The sequence below is a fragment of the Agromyces sp. NPDC056389 genome (assembly GCF_042262385.1).
Lineage (GTDB): Bacteria > Actinomycetota > Actinomycetes > Actinomycetales > Microbacteriaceae > Agromyces.
The window spans coordinates 2,514,739-2,532,608 of record NZ_JBHJPN010000001.1 but is presented as its reverse complement, the minus strand read 5'-3'; the positions used below and the strand labels follow the sequence as shown (position 1 = coordinate 2,532,608).

The 17,870-nt window shown below is 70.7% G+C and carries 14 protein-coding genes; 8 read left to right on the top strand and 6 right to left on the bottom strand.

The window, feature by feature from the left end:
* Positions 1-179: 179 nt before the first annotated feature.
* The 4 genes from ACFCVM_RS11800 to ACFCVM_RS11785 all read left to right on the top strand — a co-directional run bounded on the left by ACFCVM_RS11800 (position 180) and on the right by ACFCVM_RS11785 (position 4,772).
* On the top strand, positions 180-902 hold the full coding sequence (locus tag ACFCVM_RS11800; protein ID WP_375836366.1) for a hypothetical protein: 723 nt from the start codon (positions 180-182) through the stop codon (positions 900-902).
* 80 nt (positions 903-982) lie between these two features.
* Positions 983-2,446 (top strand): glutamyl-tRNA reductase, encoded by a 1,464-nt coding sequence (locus tag ACFCVM_RS11795; RefSeq protein ID WP_375836365.1) that lies wholly within the window; start codon positions 983-985, stop codon positions 2,444-2,446.
* A 66-nt stretch (positions 2,447-2,512) separates the two neighbouring features.
* On the top strand, positions 2,513-3,205 hold the full coding sequence (locus ACFCVM_RS11790) for a GNAT family N-acetyltransferase (RefSeq protein ID WP_375836364.1): 693 nt from the start codon (positions 2,513-2,515) through the stop codon (positions 3,203-3,205).
* Between the two features lie 70 nt (positions 3,206-3,275).
* The gene (locus ACFCVM_RS11785) at positions 3,276-4,772 is read left to right on the top strand and encodes a DUF222 domain-containing protein (protein ID WP_375836363.1); all 1,497 of its coding nucleotides are present in this window, start codon (positions 3,276-3,278) and stop codon (positions 4,770-4,772) included.
* A gap of 75 nt (positions 4,773-4,847) precedes the next feature.
* Here the strand turns inward: ACFCVM_RS11785 and ACFCVM_RS11780 are convergent, their stop codons facing one another.
* Positions 4,848-6,233, bottom strand: a complete 1,386-nt coding sequence (locus ACFCVM_RS11780) for a glycine--tRNA ligase (protein ID WP_375836362.1) — start codon at positions 6,231-6,233, stop codon at positions 4,848-4,850.
* Between the two features lie 122 nt (positions 6,234-6,355).
* Between ACFCVM_RS11780 and ACFCVM_RS11775 the strand changes: the two genes are divergently transcribed.
* Both ACFCVM_RS11775 and ACFCVM_RS11770 read left to right on the top strand, forming a co-directional pair.
* Positions 6,356-7,690, top strand: a complete 1,335-nt coding sequence (locus ACFCVM_RS11775; protein ID WP_375836361.1) for an alpha/beta hydrolase — start codon at positions 6,356-6,358, stop codon at positions 7,688-7,690.
* 5 nt (positions 7,691-7,695) lie between these two features.
* Positions 7,696-10,278 carry a rhomboid family intramembrane serine protease gene (locus ACFCVM_RS11770; protein WP_375836360.1) on the top strand — a complete coding sequence of 861 codons (2,583 nt, stop codon included), beginning with the start codon at positions 7,696-7,698 and terminating at the stop codon, positions 10,276-10,278.
* 4 nt (positions 10,279-10,282) lie between these two features.
* On the opposite strand, the gene ACFCVM_RS11765 is transcribed toward ACFCVM_RS11770, so the two are convergent.
* Positions 10,283-11,596, bottom strand: coding sequence for an alpha-hydroxy-acid oxidizing protein (locus tag ACFCVM_RS11765; RefSeq protein WP_375836359.1), 1,314 nt, complete (start codon positions 11,594-11,596; stop codon positions 10,283-10,285).
* 75 nt (positions 11,597-11,671) lie between these two features.
* Between ACFCVM_RS11765 and ACFCVM_RS11760 the strand changes: the two genes are divergently transcribed.
* Entirely contained in the window at positions 11,672-12,079 is a 408-nt protein-coding gene (locus ACFCVM_RS11760) for an NUDIX domain-containing protein (protein ID WP_375836358.1), read from the top strand.
* Positions 12,080-12,140: 61 nt separating this feature from the next.
* Positions 12,141-12,959 (top strand): esterase/lipase family protein, encoded by an 819-nt coding sequence (locus tag ACFCVM_RS11755; RefSeq protein ID WP_375836357.1) that lies wholly within the window; start codon positions 12,141-12,143, stop codon positions 12,957-12,959.
* Between the two features lie 4 nt (positions 12,960-12,963).
* On the opposite strand, the gene ACFCVM_RS11750 is transcribed toward ACFCVM_RS11755, so the two are convergent.
* The 4 genes from ACFCVM_RS11750 to ACFCVM_RS11735 form a co-directional block, all read right to left on the bottom strand.
* Positions 12,964-13,482, bottom strand: coding sequence for a GNAT family N-acetyltransferase (locus ACFCVM_RS11750; protein WP_375836356.1), 519 nt, complete (start codon positions 13,480-13,482; stop codon positions 12,964-12,966).
* Between the two features lie 4 nt (positions 13,483-13,486).
* Positions 13,487-14,395 (bottom strand): serine hydrolase, encoded by a 909-nt coding sequence (locus ACFCVM_RS11745; RefSeq protein WP_056006693.1) that lies wholly within the window; start codon positions 14,393-14,395, stop codon positions 13,487-13,489.
* Positions 14,396-14,478: 83 nt separating this feature from the next.
* On the bottom strand, positions 14,479-16,527 hold the full coding sequence (locus ACFCVM_RS11740) for a M13 family metallopeptidase (RefSeq protein ID WP_375836355.1): 2,049 nt from the start codon (positions 16,525-16,527) through the stop codon (positions 14,479-14,481).
* 99 nt (positions 16,528-16,626) lie between these two features.
* On the bottom strand, positions 16,627-17,829 hold the full coding sequence (locus tag ACFCVM_RS11735; protein ID WP_375836354.1) for a D-alanyl-D-alanine carboxypeptidase/D-alanyl-D-alanine-endopeptidase: 1,203 nt from the start codon (positions 17,827-17,829) through the stop codon (positions 16,627-16,629).
* Positions 17,830-17,870 lie beyond the last annotated feature (41 nt).

Here is a 17,870-nt window from a genome sequence, read left to right as displayed (position 1 = left end):
GCCTTACATTCCCGCGCCCATCAGCGCTAAGGTCGAGACGTTGTGCGCCCCCGAGCACGACGACGCGCGGGTTCCCGAGCCCGTGCGCCTCCGCATCCCACGGAGAATCACATGCCCCCACTGCGCCCGTCCCACCCGTCGTGCCCGTCTCTCTCCACCCCGTTCTCGCGAGCCACACGATGAACGCGGCCGCACCGCATCGCACCGGCGTCACCTTCATGGTCGCCGCCGCCGCCGCGATCGTCATCGGCGCGCTCATCGCCGGTTCCGGTTTTCTCGAGCGCTTCATGCTGCGCCTGCCCGAAGTGCCCAGCAGCGGGGCCGTCATGCTCGCACTCGCCTCGGGCCTCGCGCTCACCGGCGTCGTCTGGATGATCGTCCGCCTCGGCGAGCGCGCCCGCGCCCGCTCCCGACGTCGCGCGCTCGAGGCCAGCGTTCGCGGTGAGGTGAGCTGCGGCATCCGTCGCCGTGAACTCGTCGCCCGACTCAACGAGCTGACGGCCGACGCCGGCGAGCAGATCACCCTCGCCGCCCGCTACTCGATCGTCGCCGACGAACTCGGCATCGCGCTCTGGAACGGCGGTCGCCGGCCCCGACGTGCCGCGCACTTCGCGTGGCGCGAGGTCCGCGGCATCCGCAGCGACTCGCTCATCGCCGGCGAGACGGTGCTCTCCGTGCTCGTGCTGCGCGTGCGTCGCGGCGGCGTGAGCGTCGAGCTGCCGATCGTGCTCGCCGCAGAGCGGCCGGGCCGCTACGCCCTCTCCGACGCCCCCTTCTTCGCCGTCGTGCGCAGCTGGAAGGCCAAGCACCGCGAGGCGCTCGCAGCCGAGGGCCTCGAACTGCCGCCGCTCACCGCGCCGATCCAGATCATCCCGCAGAACGCGGTGTTCGCCGGTCGCTGAGTCGCCCCCAGGGCCACCCCCGAGTCGCCCGCGGTGTCACTCTGGGCGAACCCTGATTCGACGGCGAGTAGAATCCCATCGTGCTCATCTGCCTCACCGCGAGTCACAAGAACGCCGGGTTCGACATGCTCGAACGCCTCTCAGTGACCGCGGACACCGCCGGCCCCCGTCTCCGCGAGGGTCACCCCTCCGTGCAGGGCGCCGTCGTCGTCGCCACCTGCAACCGCTTCGAGGCGTACCTCGACCTCGACGCCGCAGAGGGCGACTCACCCGTGCCCGCGGTGCACGAGGCGATCCGCGCGGTGGGCGCCGTCGCGGGCCTCGAGCCCGAAGAGCTGCGCTCGACGTTCGGCTTCGTGCACGGCAACGCCGTCGCCGGCCACCTCTTCGCCGTCGCGTCGGGCCTCGAGTCGGTCGTCGTCGGCGAGGGCGAGATCGCGGGCCAGGTGCGCCGCTCGCTCGAACGCGCCCGCAGCGAGGGCACCACGACTCCCGACCTCGAACGGCTCTTCCAGCGCGCCTCGCAGATCTCGCGCCGCGTGAAGAACGAGACCGGCATCGGCAACGAGGGCCGCTCGGTCGTGCGCCTCGCGCTCGAGCTCGCCGAGAGCCGCGTCACCGACTGGGCCGCCACCCGCGTGCTGCTCGTCGGAACCGGTCGCTTCGCGGGGGCCTCCCTCGCGGCACTGCGCGACCGCGGCGTCACCGACGTGCGCGTCTTCTCCCCCTCGGGTCGCGCGGCGAAGTTCGCGACGAACCACGGCATCGAGGCGGTCGGGCGTCGCGAGGTCGCCGCAGCGGCTGCGACCTCCGACGTCATCGTCACGTGCACCACGGCCGAGCACCACGTCGTCGACCGCGCCCTGCTCGAAGCGGGCAGGGCGGGCTTCGAGGCATCCACTGCCGGTGCGTCTGTCGCTGGTTCGCCTGCAGTCGGTTCGTCTGCTGCTGTTGCGCCTGCTGCCGTTCGATCGCTCGGTCTCGTCAGCGAGCCCGTCGCGGCACCCGTCGAGCGCCAACTCGTGATCGACCTGGGGCTGCCCCGCAACGTCGCGCCCGACGTCGTCGAGGTGCACGGCGTCGAACTGCTCGACCTCGAGACGATCCGCATCCACGCCCCGCTCGAGGAGTTCGGTGCGACGGATGCCGCGCGGGCGATCGTCGGCGGAGCGGCCCGGGCCTTCGGCGAAGCGCGCGAAGAGCAGGACCTCGCGCCGGCCGTCGTCGCCCTGCGACGCCACGTCTTCGACCTGCTCGACGGCGAGATCGAACGCGCCCGCTCGCGCGGCGACGCCGACGGACGCACCGAAGAGGCCCTGCGCCACATGGCCGGCGTGCTGCTGCACACCCCCATGGTGCGCTCGCGCGAGCTCGCACGAGCGGGCGAGCAGCAGGCCTGGATCGACGGCATCGCGGCGATCTTCGGCGTCGACCCCGAAGCGGATGCCGGGGCGCGCGCGATTCCCGGCACGAGCGCGGGTCGCGCGGCTCGCTCGACTGGCGCCACCACTGCCGGCGGTTCCGGCGCGGCCGCCGCCTCCTGACTCCCGGCCTCGCCGGGTCGCACGGCCAGCCGTTCAGCCGTCCGAGGTGGGCGATACGCTCGATCGATGCACGAGAACACCGGCCCTGACGGTTCCACCATGCCTTCGCCCGAGCGCGCCGCCGCGGCTGCCGCCGACGGTCCGCCTGCGCTGCGGTTCCCCTTCGATGCGGCGGCGCTGACCGAGGCGCCGATCATCACGGAGCGACTCGTGCTGCGGCCGCTCGAGGCATCCGATGCCGCCGACGTCTTCGAGTACCAGCGCATCCCCGAAGTGCTCCGGTACCTGCCGTGGCCCGAACGCGACCGCGCCGAGGCCTACGAGCACACGGCGAAGCGGGCCGCTGCTCGCGTGCTCGCCGACGACGGCGACTTCTTCGTGCTCGCGATGACGCTGCCGGGAACGCCGTCGGTCGACGACGTGTCGGGCGACCGCGTGATCGGCGACATGATGGTGCGCGTCTCGAGCGCGAAGCACGCGCAGCTCGAGCTCGGCTGGGTCGTGCACCCCGACTTCCAGGGCAAGGGCTACGCCCGCGAGGCGGCGACCGCGATCAGGGACTTCGCCTTCGAGACGCTCAATCCGCACCGCATCCAGGCGTTCCTCGACGCCCGCAACGCTGCATCCGCCGCTCTCTGCGAACGCCTCGGCATGCGACGCGAGGCGACGATCCTCGAAGAGCAGTACAACGACGGCGAGTGGCAGGACACCGCCCTCTACGGCGTGCTGCGCCGTGAGTGGGCGGCAGCCAAGGGCTAGTTCTCCACAGAGTTATCCACAATCTGTGGAACATACGTTCGAATGTCGGCGTTCCGCGAGACCATGGATCATGGCCCAAACGCTCCCCGACTTCAGCGGTCTGACCGCCCTGATGTCGTCGTGCGCACCGTCATCGAGCAGCTTCAGCGCCCTCGACGACCGTGCCCTCCTCGAGGCCGTCGAGGCGATCACGGCGCTCAGGCACGAGGTCGAGCGAGCACAGGCACTCGCGGCCGCCGAGGTCGTGCGCCGATCGAAGGTCGCCTTCGGACTCCAGGGGCTCGCGCAGCGTGCGGGCCATTCGAACGCGGGCGAGTTGCTGCAGTCGATCACGCACTCGTCGAAGCGCGAGACCGCGACGCTGGTCGGGGTCGGGCAGATGGTGGCCGAGACCGAGGCCGCGGCGGTGTTCGAGACCGCGCGGCACGATGATCCCGAGCTCACCGCCCTCGTACCGGCACCGGTCGCGCCGTGGTTCCGCGAATTGAGCCGTGCCGTCACGAGCGGCCGACTGACCGTCGGCGTCGCCGATGCGATCCGTTCAGGGCTCGGCGAACCCGGCGGCGATGCCGACGACGCCGTGCTGGCCTCGGTGCTCATGAGGGTCATCGCCGAGTGCGAGGGCCTGCATGCCGACGCTGCTCGGCGTCTCGCCCGACAGGCTCGCGATCGCATCGATGCGGCCGGGGTGGCCGTACGTGCCGAGCGGCAGCGCGAGCAGCGGTTCTGGCGGGTCTGGGTGAAGCCCGACGGCATGGTGCGCGGCGAGTTCGAGCTCGACGCCGAGAGCGGCATGCTCGTCAAGGCGGTGTTCGATCAGCTCAGCCACCCTCGTCGCACTGCCGCACCGGTGCGACGCGGCTTCGGTGACCCCGTTCGCGGCGATACCGCCTTCGTCGACGCACGGGCGGCTCGTGAGTGCGACGCGGCCGAAGGGCTCGTGCAGCTGCTCCGTGCCGGAGCGAGCGTCGACCCCACGCGGGTGCTCGACGACAAGAAGCCGTCGGTTCGGCTCATCGTGAATGCCGCCTCACTCGGCTCGGGCGACGGCTCGGGAGCCATCGAGGGGCATCCCGATCGCATCCCGCTCGTCGACATCCACTCGGGGCTCTGCGAGGGCTACCTGCCGATCCTCTTCGATGACGACGGCGCCTGCCTCGATCTCGGCCGCGACGAGCGGCTCTTCACCGACAGGCAGAAGATCGCGCTCGCGGTGCGCGACGGCGGCTGTCTCGATCCCGACTGCACGCGTCCTCCGTCGTGGACCGAGGCGCACCACATCGACCACTGGCAACGAGACGGCGGGCGCACCGACCTGGCCGACGGCATCCTGCTGTGTCGCAGAGACCATCTCAGGTACCACAACCAGGGGTGGGAGGTCCGGCGCACCGGTGCGGACTACTGGCTCATCCCGCCGGCCGGCGTCGATCCAGCGCAGACGCCGAGGCTGATGCGTCCGAAGACGCCCGCAGACATCGTCGATCCGGTCGATCCGGCGCGGCTCACCCCGACACATGTCGGAGCGAGGCCGGCCGAATCTGAACCTGTCTTCTCCGTCGCGGGGTAGAGCTCTGCCCGCATCACGCTTCTGGCCCAGCCAGCGTCGCGCATCGCGCCAGCGCTGGAGCTCTGGCCGGTCGCGCTAGGCGCCGATGAGACGCGCGGCGAGGAACCCTTCGAGCTCGGCGAGCGGCACGCGCACCTGCTCCATGCTGTCGCGCTCGCGCACCGTCACCGCGTTGTCGTCGAGCGAGTCGAAGTCGACCGTGATGCAGAACGGCGTACCGATCTCATCCTGACGCCGGTAGCGACGACCGATGGCACCGGCGTCGTCGAAGTCGACGTTCCAGTGCTTGCGCAGCGATGCGGCGACCTCGCGAGCGAGCGGCGACAGCTTCTCGTTGCGGCTGAGCGGCAGCACGGCGGCCTTCACCGGAGCGAGACGCGGGTCGAGACGCAGCACCGTGCGGGTGTCGACGCCGCCCTTCGCGTTCGGCACCTCCTCGACGTCGTACGCGTCGACGAGGAACGCCATGAGCGAGCGGGTCAGCCCCGCCGCGGGCTCGATCACGTACGGGATCCAGCGCTCGTTCTTCGACTGGTCGAAGTACGACAGCTCCTTGCCGGAGTGCTCGGAGTGCGTCTTGAGGTCGAAGTCGGTGCGGTTGGCGACGCCCTCGAGCTCACCCCACTCGCCACCGGTGAAGCCGAAGCGGTACTCGATGTCGACGGTGCGCTTCGAGTAGTGCGAGAGCTTGTCTTCGGGGTGCTCGAAGCGACGCAGGTTCTCGGGGTCGACGCCGAGGTCGACGTACCAGGCCCACCGATAGTCGAGCCAGTACTCGAACCACTCGTCGTCGGTGCCGGGCTCGACGAAGAACTCGAGCTCCATCTGCTCGAACTCGCGCGTGCGGAAGATGAAGTTCCCGGGCGTGATCTCGTTGCGGAATGACTTGCCGATCTGGCCGATGCCGAACGGCGGCTTCATGCGTGCGGCCTGCAGCACGTTGGCGAAGTTCGTGAAGATGCCCTGCGCCGTCTCGGGGCGGAGGTACTGCAGCCCCGACTCATCCTGAACCGGACCCAGGTAGGTCTGCAGCATCATGTTGAAGTCGCGAGGCGGGGTCCACTGACCGCGGGTGCCGCAGTTCGGGCAGGCGATGTCGCCCATGCCGTTCTCGGGGGCGCGACCCTTCTTCTCCTCGAAGGCCTCGAGCAGGTGGTCTTCGCGGAAGCGCTTGTGGCAGTGCAGGCACTCGACGAGCGGGTCGGTGAAGACGCCGACGTGCCCGGAGGCGATCCAGACCTGCTTCGGCAGGATGACGCTCGAGTCGAGGCCGACGACATCGTCACGGCCGGTGACCATGTACCGCCACCACTGACGCTTGATGTTCTCCTTGAGCTCGACGCCGAGGGGTCCGTAGTCCCACGCGGAACGGGATCCGCCGTAGATCTCGCCGGCCTGGAAGACGAAACCCCGGTGCTGGGCGAGGGCGATGACGGATTCGAGACGGCTGGGTGCGGCCACGGTGGCTCCAATGGTCCTGGGGGGATCTGGCGGACGCCGCATCGGGCGAATGCCGGAAAACGACACGGTGTCACCATCCTACGGGCGGGCGCGACCGCGAACGAGCGCACGGTCGGTACGCTGTGCCCATCACGACCATGGCCGAGGGGGCGACGGTGTGGGATTTCATCTGGGAACTGAACGTGATCGACGGGCCGGGCGTCATCGCGGTGTATGCGCTCGCTGCGCTGGTCTTCCTCTACCTGCTGTTCAGGGGTTCGGGCTGGGCGTGGGTGCTGACGGTGATCGTGCTGCTCATCATGGGCGCGCTCGTCGGCGTCGCGGTGCTCTGGATCGGCGTCAACGTGCTCGACGCGTTCGGCGGCCCGGTCGATGATTCGGCGTGGCTCTGGGTGTCCGCGGCATTCGCCGGCATCACCGTCGCGATCTGGAACCTCTGGCACTCGCGATGGTGGCGGAAGCTCGTCGCGCTGCTCGCGATCCCCCTGTTCTCGGCGACCGCCGCGTTCGGCGTGAACGCCGCCTACGGGCTGAATCCCACGCTCGGGTCGATGTTCCACATCTCGACTGCCGACACGATCGACCCGCCGGTGCCCGACCCGGCGACGATCGTCGACCCGGTCGAACCGCTGTACGCGATGTGGACGCCGCCGCCCGACATGCCCGCGACCGGTGAGGTCGGCATCGTGCAGGGCGGGGTGCCGAACGCGGTGTCGGGTTTCGCGGCACGGCCCGCGCAGATCTACCTGCCGCCGGCGGCGCTCGTGACGGATGCCCCGCGCCTCCCCCTCGTCGTCATGATGATGGGCCAGCCCGGTGACCCCGACGCGAGCTTCATCGGCGGCGTGCTCGACGACTTCGCGGCCGAGCACGACGGGCTCGCCCCGATCGCCCTCGTGATCGACCAGCTGGGCGACCCCTCCGACGATCCACTCTGCCTCGACAGCAAGCTCGGCAAGGTCGAGAGCTACGTCATGCAAGACGTCGTGCCGTGGGCGAAGCAGCGACTCGGCGTATTGCAGGGGCGGCAGTTCACGACCATCGCCGGGTACTCGAACGGCGGCGGCTGCGCGGCCTACTTCGGCGCCAAGTACCCCGAGGTGTTCGGCAACCTGCTCGCCGTCTCGCCCGTCGAGTACGCGGGCGCCGAGAACCCCGACGAGGTGCTCGCAGAGATCTTCAACGGCGACCAGTTCGCCTACGACCTCGTCAAGCCCGCCAACATCATGGCGGCGAAGGCGCCCTACCCCGACTCGGTCGCGATCTTCACGGTCGGCGAGAACGACTTCGCGTTCGTGCGCGGCACCGAACGACTGGCGGATGCCGCGACGGCGGCCGCCATGCAGACGACGCTCTTCCTCGTTCCCGGCGCCGATCACGACGTCGTGGCGCTGACAGGCGGCCTCGAGAAGGGCTTCGACGTGCTCTCCCCCAGACTCGGGTTGTCGGCACCATGAGCGGGATGCAGGAACACGGCGAACGAACGGCCGATCGCGCCGGAGGTCTGGAGGACTCCGAGCCGAGCGGCCGACTGCGCTCCACGGCCGAGGCGCTCGGCGGATTCATCCGTCGCGTGCCCTTCAGCATCGCCGTGGCGGTGCTGCTCGTGGTGACGGCGCTCGTGACCGGCACGTTCTTCGGCGCCGCATCGGAGGAGACCGCGACGACGTGGGCGGCCGGGGTGATCACGACGGTCGACGGCCGTCAGTGGTGGACCGTCGCGACCGCGCTCGTGATTCCGTTCGACCCGTTCCAGCTGGTGTTCGGCGTGCTCGCGGCGCTCGTGCTCCTCGGCGTCGCCGAGCGGCGCATGGGCACCTGGCGCACCATCGTCGCGTTCCTCGTCACCGGCGCGCTCGGCGTCGCGATCGGCACCGTGCTGCAGTGGACCGGCTCACTGGCCGGCGAGTGGTGGGCATCGGGCACCGCCGCCGACCTGACCCTCGACCCGCTCGCCGGCATCGTGGGCGCGCTCATCACGGCGACGGCGTTCATGGGCAGGCTCTGGCGCCGACGCATCCGTGTCATCACCATCGCCTTCATCCTCGTGTTCGTGCTCTACGACGGCGACTCGTCGAATGCCTACCGCCTCGTCGCGGCGATCGCCGGCTACCTGCTCGGCGCCGTGTTCACCCGCGACCCCTCGACCCTCTCGGCCAAGCGCAGCTCGCACCGCGAGACCCGCACCCTCGTCGCCGCCGTCGTCGCCGTGACCGGGGTCGGCCCGATCGTCGCCCTCGTGAACCGCTCGGAGCTCACCCCCTTCGCCTTCGGCTCGTACCTGTACGCCGACGAGCCGCTCGAGCGCGCGGCCGTCATGGCGAACTGCGGCGGTGACGCCGCCGCAGCTGCCGCCTCCGAGTCGTGCACCGCGCAGCTCGCACTGCTGAGCGCCCAGGGCTTCGGCATGTTCCTGCTCTCGTTCGTGCCGGTGCTGCTCCTGCTCGTCGCCGCATGGGGACTCCGGCACGGCCGCCGCTTCGCCCGCTGGCTCGCGATCGCGGTGAACGCCGCCATCCTGCTCTTCGCCCGCACCGCGTTCGACGTCACGGTGACGACCGCCGACGTCGACGACGGCACGTGGACCGTGTTCGACTTCGGCGAGCTGCTCGTCTGGATCCTCGCGGTGCTCGCGCTGCCGATCGGCATCATCGTCATGCTCATCGTCACGAGACGGCACTTCCAGATCCGGGCACCGCAGGGCGCGTTCACGCGATTCGCGGCGATCGTGAGCGGCGCCTTCGTCGTGCTCGCCGGCCTGTACCTGGCGGTGGGCCTCGCGACCGTCGGCGAGTACTGGCCGGCGGCGACCGGATGGGACGTGCTGCTCGACACGTTCAAGCGGTTCGTACCGCCGCACTTCCTCGCCGTCGTCGACCCGATCGTGCTGCCCGGTCACGACCTCGCGAGCTTCCTCGCCCAGGCCGTCGGTCCGGTGTTCTGGGTTGTGTTCATCGCCGCGGCGATCCGGCTCATGTCCCGCACCGGCACGGCAGCGAAGACCGCCGACGACGCGCGGCTCCGCGAGCTGCTGCACCGCAACGGCGGCGGCACGCTCGGGTTCATGGCGACGTGGCCCGGCAACGTCGCGTGGTTCAGCGACGACGGCGACTCCGCCGTGGCGTACCGGGTGATCAACGGCGTCGCGATCACGATGTCCGACCCGATCTGCGCAGCGGGTGCGGGCGGCCGGGTCATCCGCGAATTCGCCGCCTTCTGCGACGCGAACAGCTGGGTGCCCGTCTTCTACAGCGTGCACCCCGAGTACCTGCCCGTATTCGACGAGCTCGAGTGGGAGCACATGTCGGTGGGCGAGGAGACGCTCGTGCGCACGAAGGGACTCGAACTCGCCGGCAAGCCCTGGCAGAAGGTGCGGCAGGCGCTGAACCGCGGCATCAAGGAGGGCATGACCACGGTCTGGACCAGCTGGGACGAGCTGCCCCTCGCGACGGTCGCCCAGATCAACGCGATCTCCGAGGAGTGGATCGCCGAGAAGGAGCTGCCCGAGATGGGCTTCACGCTCGGCGGCATGGAGGAGCTGAAGGACCCGGAGGTGCGGCTCATGCTCGCGGTCGGTCCCGACGGGCGGTTGCAGGCCGTCACGAGCTGGCTGCCCGTCTCCCGCGACGGCGCCGTGATCGGCTGGACCATCGACTTCATGCGCCGCGCCGACGGCAGCATGAACGGCATCATGGAGTTCCTCATCGCGTCGGCGGCGCTGCACATGAAGGAGACGGGGGCCGAGGTGCTGAGCCTCTCGGGCGCCCCGCTCGCGACGAAGCCGCTCGCGCCGGGCGAGACGCCGCCGGAGCCGACGGTCATGACACGGCTCCTCGACTTCCTCGCAACGACCCTCGAACCGGCCTACGGCTTCTCGTCGTTGTTCAGGTTCAAGGCGAAGTTCAACCCCGAGTACGAGACGATCTCGATGGCCTACCCCGATCCGCTGGCCCTGCCCGCGATCGGGCTCGCGATCGGCAAGGCCTACCTGCCCGAGGTGTCGCCGGCCGAGGCCGTCGCGCTCGTGAAGACGCTCACGAGGTAGCGGCTCACGCCTCGCGCAGCGAATCCGGCCCGATCTCGGCGACCGAGCTGTGACCGGCGAGCCCGAGCGTGAGGTCGAACTCGGCGATGTGGTTGCGCACGACCTCGCGCACTCCCGCCGCCCCGGCGACCGCGAGCCCGTAGACGTACGGGCGACCGATGCCGACGGCCGTGGCGCCGAGCGCGAGGGCGATGAACGCGTCGGCACCGCCGCGCACGCCGCTGTCGAGGATGACGGGCACGCGCCCGCCGACTCGCTCGACGAGGCCGGGCAGCGCGTCGAGGCTCGCAACGGAGTCGTCGAGCTGACGGCCGCCGTGGTTCGAGACGACGATGCCGTCGACGCCGTGATCGAGGGCCTGCGCCGCGTCATCGGGATGCAGCACGCCCTTCAGGAGCACCGGCAGCTTCGTCCACTCGCGCAGCTTCGCGAGGTCGCCCCAGGTGAGGGCGGGGTTCGAGAACACGTCGAGGAAGGTCTCGATCGCCGCCCGCGGCAGCGGCGAGCGCAGGGCCGCTCGCACTCCGCCGTCGACGAGCGGGGTGCGAGCTCCGGCGCGGGCGATCGAGAACGCCGAGGCGAGCAGCTTCGGGGTGACCTTCGGGCGCGCTCCGCCGCCCGCCCCCGCGGTGACCCGCTGCCGCACGAGCTCGGCGAAGACGGGGTCGCTCGTGTACTGCGCGATGCCCTGCCCGCGCGTGAACGGCAGGTAGGCGGCGTCGAGGTCGCGCGTGCGCCAGCCGAGCAGGTGCGTGTCGAGCGTCACCACGATCGCCTCGCAGCCGGATGCCTCGGCGCGACGCACGAACGAGGCGTTGAGCTCGTCGGAGGCGCTCCAGTAGAGCTGGAACCACCGCGATCGCGCGCCCATGGCTGCGGTGACCTCCTCCATCGGGCGGGAGGCCTGGTTCGACAGGATGTACGGCACGTCGAGGGCAGCGGCGGCCCGACCCACCGCGACATCCGCTTCGGCGTGCGCCATCTCGGCGACGCCGATCGGCGAGAGCACGAACGGCGTCGCGCGGCGCCGACCGAGCAGTTCGATCGAGAGGTCGCGCTCGGAGACGTCGCGGAGCACCCGGGGCCAGATCTGCCGGCGCGCGAAGGCCGCTCGGTTCGCGGCCATCGTCGCCTCAGCCCCCGCGCCGCCGGCGAGGTAGGCGAACGCCTCGGCCGACACGGCCTTGCGTGCGGCGCGCTCGAGCGCGGCGAAGTCGACCGGCACAGAGGGGCGGATGCCGGACAGGCCCGCCCGGTACACCTCGGACTGCACGTCCCTCGCGAATCCACGTGGACTGGTCATCGGCTCGGTGGCCATCTGCTCGCTCCTTCGCGATCGTCTCGGGTGCGAGCCAGCGTAGCCGTGCCGAAGCGACGACGTATGGTGGAACGGATGCCTCAGCTCACCGACATCCGCGTCGCCGCCATCGCCCTCGTGCGCGATCGCCGCGTGCTCATGGTCACCGCGCGCGACCGCGACGTCTACTACATGCCCGGCGGCAAGATCGACGACGGCGAGACCGCGGCCGAGGCCGCGGCACGCGAGGCGCTCGAAGAGGTCGCCCTCGTGCTCGACCCCGCCGAACTCATGGAGCTCTTCGAGGTCGTCGTGCAGGCGCACGGCGAGCCCGACGGCCGCCTCGTGCGCATGCGGGTCTTCCGCGCCGAGACGGATGCCGCGCCCTTCGCGTCGGCCGAGGTCGGGAGCCTGCACTGGGTGACGACGGCCGAGCTCCATCGCTGCCCGCCCGCCGGCGCCGAGGTGCTGGAGCGGCTCGCCGCGGCCGGTCTCATCGACTGACGGGCGACGGTTGACGGGCGACACCGGCACCGCTTCGCTCACGCCCTCGTAGACTGCGGGCATGTGGTCTCCCGCACGGATCGGGGTGCTCGCCCTCTGGTGGGCGCTCGACTACCTCGACGCGGCGAAGCAGCAGCTGCGGGTGCTCACCGTGCCGAAGCCGCCGAAGCGATGGACGATGGGCGATGCCGGCAAGCCGACGATCCTGTTGCTGCCCGGGGTCTACGAGCACTGGTCGTTCATGGAGCCGCTCGGCGATGAGCTGAACGCCCACGGCTACCGCGTGCAGGTCGCCCACGGGCTCGGCGCGAACCTGCTCGCCATCCCCGAGACGGCCGAGCGCGTTGCGCGCGCCCTGTCGCGGAACGCGGTGCCGACGGCGGGTCGCGTGGTCGTGGCGCACTCGAAGGGCGGCCTCGTCGGCAAGCGGCTGCTGCTCGCCGACATCGACCACGGGCTCGACCTCCGCGGGCTCGTGGCCATCGCCACCCCGTTCGGCGGGGCACGGCTCGCGCGCTACCTGCTCGATCCGAGCCTTCGCGAGTTCGACCCCGACAGCGCCACGATCGTGGAGCTCGCGAGCGCGGCATCCGTGAACTCGCGCATCGTGTCGATCTTCGGCGTCTTCGACCCGCACCTGCCGGAGGGCAGTTCGCTCGCGGGCGCGACGAACCGGTTGCTGCCGGTGGCCGGCCACTTCCGCATCCTCTCGGCGCCAGAGACGGCGGTGGCCGTCGTCGCCGCGGTCGAGTCGCTCTCGGCGACACCGGAGGCGGTCGCAGATGCGGCCGCAGCGACCGTGGCGGCTGCGGCGGACGCGGGCGAAGCCGAAGCCACCGACGCCGCCGACGCCCCGAGCCAGGCCGACGCCCGGGCGTGATCGTTCAGAGCTCGTCGAAGGGGCGCGCGTAGCGGAACCTACCGCGATGCGCGTCGGTCGCCGCGGCCAGTCGGAGCGCCTGGAAGTACTCGCGCCACCCGGCATCCGGTGCCGTGATGCCCAACTGCGAGCCGGCGACGAAGCCGAACCTGCCGTAGTAGGCGGGGTCCCCGAGCAGGACGATGACGGCCTCGCCGTGTTCATCGGCCACGCGCACGGTCTCCGCGACGAGCGCCGCACCGATGCCGCGCCCCTGATGCGAGGGGAGGACGCCGATCGGGCCGAGGCCGAGGGCCTCCGCCTCGCCGATCGTGGCGCGAGTGCTGATGCAGTAGCCGACGACCTCGTCGTCGATCTCGGCCACGAGGGTGAGGTGCGGGATCAGGGCGTCGGAGCCGAGCAGCGCCGTGTTCAACCCAACCTCGATGGGCGGCGCGTCGGCGGTGGTCGCGGGCGTCTCGAACGCGGTGGCGAGCAGTCGCTCGACGACGGCGCGATCGCCTGGCCGGAACGGGCGGATCACCACGTCAGTGCACGTACTCGAGCAGGTCGAGGCCGACCTGGCGCATGCCGTCGAGCACCGCGAGGCGCGAGGAGATCATGGTGTCGGCGTAGTACATCGACACGGCGTACGAGACGCTCGCCCGCGGACCGCGGAGCACGCCCACCTCGCTGCGCACGCCGCCGTCGGTGCCGGTCTTGTTCATGAGCAGCACGTTGTGGTCGGGGGTGCGATGCGCGAGCGGGTCGAGCCCGAACGCGCTCGCGACCATCGAGAGGTCTGCGTTCAGCGAGAGCCAGCCGACCACGCGCTGCGACACCTCGGGCGAGACGATCTCGCCGCGGGCGAGCGAGGCGAACAGCCACGTCAGCTCCTTCGCCGAGCCGATCGAGAGCTGCGGGGCGTCGTCGGGGCCGCGGTGGTCGCGCACGAGGTCGAGCAGCGCCGTTCGGGTCAGGCCGAGCGCCTCGGTGCGGGCGCGCACCGCCTCGAGGCCGACGTGACGGATCAGCACGTTCGTCGCGAGGTTGTCGCTCGTCGCACCGATGAGCGCCGCGAGATCGGCGAGCGGCAGCGACGGCGACTGCATGTGCTGCCAGATGCCCGAGTCGCCGACGGCGTCGCGCGGCGCTCGGTCGAGCACCGTGAACGACTCGCTGCTGTCGCCCGCGAGCCGCGAGGCGACCTCGACGAGCAGCAGCACCTTGCCGATCGACGCCGTGGGCATGACGACGTGGTCGTCGACGGAGAAGAGCACCTTGCCGGTCGCGAGGTCGGTCGCACGAGCGGAGACCTGCACCCCGGCGAGCGCGAGTTCGCCGAGCGCGTCGAACCCGCGGGCGAAGTTCTCGCCCGGCTCCTCGGTGCGGTGCTTGCCGCGCCGGAGGTCGCTATGCCGCGCACGCCGCTCCGAACCCTGCGACGACGTCACCACGGTGATTCCACGGCCTTCCTCTGACAGTCGGCGCTCCCCCACCGCAAAGCGGCGCGCTCGAAATTGCTCGGTTGTACTTGCGACTACCAGATCGTCACGCGCTCGGCTGGTTCGAGCCAGAGGTCGTCATCGGGAGTCACTTCGAAGCTAGCGTAGAACTCGTCGATGTTCCTGACGATCTGGTTGCAGCGGAACTCGTTCGGCGAGTGCGGGTCGATCGCGAGCAGGCGCACGACCTCCTCGTCACGGCCCTTCATCTGCCAGGCCTGCGCCCACGACAGGAAGAAGCGCTGGGCGGCGGTGAGGCCGTCGATCACGGGCGCCGAGTCGACATCGCCGCCGAGCGAGATCACGTACGCCTTCCACGCGATCGCGAGGCCGCCGAGGTCGCCGATGTTCTCGCCGATCGTGAGGGCTCCGTTGACGTGCGGCGCGCCGTTCGAGGCATCCGCTTCGCCGTCGATCTGCTCGTCGCCGGCCGCGGCGTCGCCCTCGCCGGCCGCACCAGGCTGCGCGGTCGCGAGCTGCGACGGCACGAGTGCGTCGTACTGGGCGATGAGCGCCGTCGTGCGCTCCTCGAACGCGGCGCGGTCGGCCTCGGTCCACCAGTCGGTGAGGCGGCCGTCGCCGTCGTACTTCGAGCCCTGGTCGTCGAAGCCGTGCCCGATCTCGTGCCCGATGACGGCCCCGATCGCACCGTAGTTCGCGGCGGCATCGCGCTCGGCGTCGAAGAACGGGTACTGCAGGATCGCCGCAGGGAACACGATCTCGTTGAACCCGGGGTTGTAGTAGGCGTTGATGGTCTGCGGCGTCATGAACCACTCGTCGCGATCGAGCGGCTTTCCGATCTTGCCGAGCTCACGGTTGAACTCGAACTCGGCCGTCGCCCGCACGTTGCCGACGAGGTCGTCGGTGATCTCGAGCGAGGAGTAGTCGCGCCACTTCACCGGGAAGCCGATCTTCGGCGTGAACTTCGCGAGCTTGTCGAGCGCCTTCGCCCGGGTCTCCTCGCCCATCCACTCGAGCGCGTCGATCGACTGGCGGTACGCCTCGACGAGGTTCGCGACGAGGTCGTCCATCGCCTCCTTCGCTGCGGGAGGGAAGTGCCGCTCGACGTAGATGCGGCCGACGGCCTCGCCCATGGCGCCCTCGACGAGCGAGACGCCGCGCTTCCAGCGCTCGCGCATCTGCGGGGTGCCCGTGAGCGTGCGGCCGTAGAAGTCGAAGTTCGCCTCGACGAAGTCGTTCGAGAGGTAGGCGGCGCTGCCGCGCACGACCTGCCAGGCGAGCCAGTCCTTCCAGGCCTGGAGGCGGTCGTCGGTGAGCAGCGCGCCGAGCCCCTGCACGAACGAGGGCTCGCGCAGCACGATCTCGTCGAATGCGCCGGCGGGCACGCCCATCGCGTCGCGCCAGATGTTCAGGTCGACGGATGCCTCGGCGACGGCGTCGCTCCACGAGAACAGGTTGTACGTCTTCTCGCTGTCGCGGGTCTCGACGTTGCTCCAGTGCGCTGCGGCGATCGCCGTCTCGAGCTCGAACACCCGGGCGGCACGTTCGCCCGGCGCTTCGAGCTGCGCGAGCCGCAGCATCCGCTCGAGGTGCGCCCGGTACGCCTCGCGAACGGGCTCGAAGCGCTCTTCGCGGAAGTAGCTCTCGTCGGGCAGGCCGATGCCGCCCTGCTCGACGAAGACGAGGTAGCGCTCGGGGTCGCCCGGGTCGTTGTCGACGTAGAGCTGCAGGAACCCCGGCACCCCCTGGCGCTCGAGACGCCCGAGGGTCTCGAGGAACGCGTCGACCGAGTCGATCAGGTCGACCTCGACGAGCTGGCCCGCGATGGGAGTGGCGCCCAGCAGGTTCGCGCGCTCCTCGTTCATGAAGCTCGCGTACAGGTCGCCGACCTTGCGCGCCTCGGTGCCGGGCTCGGCGTCCTGCGACTCCTCGATGATCTCGCGCACGGCGTGCTCGGCCTCTTCGTGCAGCACGAGGAACGAGCCGTACCTGGCCTTGTCGGCCGGGATGTCGGTGCGCTCGATCCACTTGCCGTTGACGTGTCGGAAGAGGTCGTCTTGCGGGCGGATGCCCGCGTCGAGTTCGTCCTGCTTGATTCCGGAGGGCAGCGCGACATCGGTCATGCCCTCCACCCTAAACGCGGGTGCCGACGATCGGGCACTCGGGATGCGGGCGACGCGCGGGCGTCCGGCGACCTCGCAGCTTTCCCGATCTCCGGGGGGTCAGGCCGCGTCGGCGCCCTCGAGATAGAGGCTCGCGACGAACGCGTCGATCGCGGCTCGCGCCGGGTCGCCCATCATCTCGCCGACCGCGTAGACCGCGAATGCGAGCTCGGTGCCGTCGGCGGCCCGCACGATGCCGCCGAGCGAGCACACGATGTTGATGTAGCCGGTCTTCGCGCGCACCGCGTCGCCGACGATCGCGTCGTCGCCCGTGAAGCGACGGCGGTTGAAGGTGCCGTTCGGTCCGGTGGCCGGCAGCATGTCGTCGATCACGCCGAGCCCGTGCTCGCGGCGATGCGCCAGCACCAGCAGTTCGGCCACGAAGCGCGCGGGCACCGAGTTGCGGTCGCTGAGGCCCGAGCCGTCGCGGATGGTCAGCTCGTCGACCGGCAGGCCGCAGCGCGCGAGCAGTGCGGGGATCGCCCGCGAGACCCCGGCGAAGTCGGCCGACTCGCCGACCGCGATCGCCGACAGCCGCGCGAGCGATTCCATGAGCGCGTTGTCGGAGGTCTCGAGGCCGAAGCGGATGAGCTCGGACAGCGGCGGGGAGAGGACCTCTGCCAGCACCGCGACGGACGGGAGGGCGCGACCGCGGGAGATGCGAATGTCGCGGCCACGACCGATGAGGTCGGCGAACGCCGTGCCGACGCGCCCCACCGGGTCCTCGCTCCTCGGCGTGTCGTCGATCGTCGGGTCGTCGCGATCGCCGTCGACCTGGAGCGCCGTGATGAAGGGGATGTACCCCTCGGGGCTCCGGCCCTCGACGTCCCATTCGGGCAGCCAGGGCTCACCCGCGAACAGGGAGTCGTCGAGCACGAGGCGGTCGATCACGCCGTCGCCGATCGCCGCGAGCACGGCGTCGGCGAGGGTCTCGAGATGCGCCGACTCGCGGTAGAACGAGGCGGTTCCGACGGGAAGCCGGGTCAGGGTGACGTCGCCCCCGCCCACGAGCACGATCTCGCCGGGCTCGGAGCCGGCGACCACCCTCGTCGCGATGCGGTGATCGGGGCCGAGGGCGGCGAGGGCCGCGGCGGAGGTGAGGAGCTTCAGGACGCTCGCGGTCGGACCGGGAAGGTCGCCGTCGCGATCGAAGACGACCCGGCCGTCTGCGACGTCGATGACGTGGATACGCGCTGCGCCGAGTCTCGGATCGGCACCGCTCGCCGTCGTGCGCGTCGCCACCGCTCTCGTCTCCGCCGTCATCGGTCATCCCCTCACCACGCCACTCGGGCGCAACATACGAA

What these genes read in the sequence shown, in the direction of transcription:
- ACFCVM_RS11800 (WP_375836366.1), top strand. Translation starts at nt 180, where the DNA reads ATGAACGCGGCCGCACCGCATCGCACCGGCGTCACCTTCATGGTCGCC.
- ACFCVM_RS11790 (WP_375836364.1), top strand. Translation starts at nt 2,513, where the DNA reads ATGCACGAGAACACCGGCCCTGACGGTTCCACCATGCCTTCGCCCGAG.
- ACFCVM_RS11785 (WP_375836363.1), top strand. Translation starts at nt 3,276, where the DNA reads ATGGCCCAAACGCTCCCCGACTTCAGCGGTCTGACCGCCCTGATGTCG.
- ACFCVM_RS11770 (WP_375836360.1), top strand. Translation starts at nt 7,696, where the DNA reads ATGCAGGAACACGGCGAACGAACGGCCGATCGCGCCGGAGGTCTGGAG.
- ACFCVM_RS11765 (WP_375836359.1), bottom strand. Translation starts at nt 11,596, where the DNA reads ATGGCCACCGAGCCGATGACCAGTCCACGTGGATTCGCGAGGGACGTG.
- ACFCVM_RS11760 (WP_375836358.1), top strand. Translation starts at nt 11,672, where the DNA reads ATGCCTCAGCTCACCGACATCCGCGTCGCCGCCATCGCCCTCGTGCGC.
- ACFCVM_RS11755 (WP_375836357.1), top strand. Translation starts at nt 12,141, where the DNA reads ATGTGGTCTCCCGCACGGATCGGGGTGCTCGCCCTCTGGTGGGCGCTC.
- ACFCVM_RS11740 (WP_375836355.1), bottom strand. Translation starts at nt 16,527, where the DNA reads ATGACCGATGTCGCGCTGCCCTCCGGAATCAAGCAGGACGAACTCGAC.
- ACFCVM_RS11735 (WP_375836354.1), bottom strand. Translation starts at nt 17,829, where the DNA reads ATGACGGCGGAGACGAGAGCGGTGGCGACGCGCACGACGGCGAGCGGT.